Origin of the sequence: Priestia sp. BR_2 (genome assembly GCF_041954005.1) — a bacterium.
GTDB lineage: Bacteria > Bacillota > Bacilli > Paenibacillales > Paenibacillaceae > Paenibacillus_AQ > Paenibacillus_AQ lautus_A.
The window spans coordinates 1-536 of sequence record NZ_JAVFHM010000269.1 but is presented as its reverse complement, the minus strand read 5'-3'; the positions used below and the strand labels follow the sequence as shown (position 1 = coordinate 536).

Below are 536 nucleotides of genomic sequence, written 5' to 3'. Positions count from 1 at the left end.
CTAAGTAAAGTATGATACCATTTCCAAGGTTTTCTCCATCTAATTAAATTTGTCTTTTTTTCTGCCCAAAGTTCGATTAAAAACAGTGGAAAGATGAATAAAATAATTTTATATATGATAACTAAAGGTTTATCGTTTTTTGTTAGCTTGTTGATGATAACCGAGACAGTTGGATATAGCAAAAAGTCAAATAAAACATGTATCTTAAACTCTTTTCGAAAATAGCGTACTGGATATTTAATCAGCTTATGAGTAATAACAAATCTGTCAACTATCCCGTTGGTGTACCCATTAAGAAGAAAAGTCAATATTGTGTCTTTCACAGGAGGCTTTCTTAATAAAAAAGGTAAACCCGATAGAGTTAAAATAAAGAGAACCCTTAAAAAACGTTTTTCAAATTTATTATTCAATTGGTTTTATCTCCTTAACTATACTGGAAGTATCTTTTTGTATATTGTGAGTAGTTTCTCTTAAAAGACTATCCTGTATTCCAGAATTAATTTGGTGCTGCTTATAAACGTACATATGTCCACTGC

General features: G+C 29.9%; 1 protein-coding gene. It reads right to left on the bottom strand.

What is annotated here, in order from left to right; genetic code table 11:
- Nucleotides 1–410: CBO0543 family protein (locus RB298_RS20695; protein WP_486048335.1), on the bottom strand; the 410-nt coding region annotated here is incomplete at its 3' end.
- Nucleotides 411–536 lie beyond the last annotated feature (126 nt).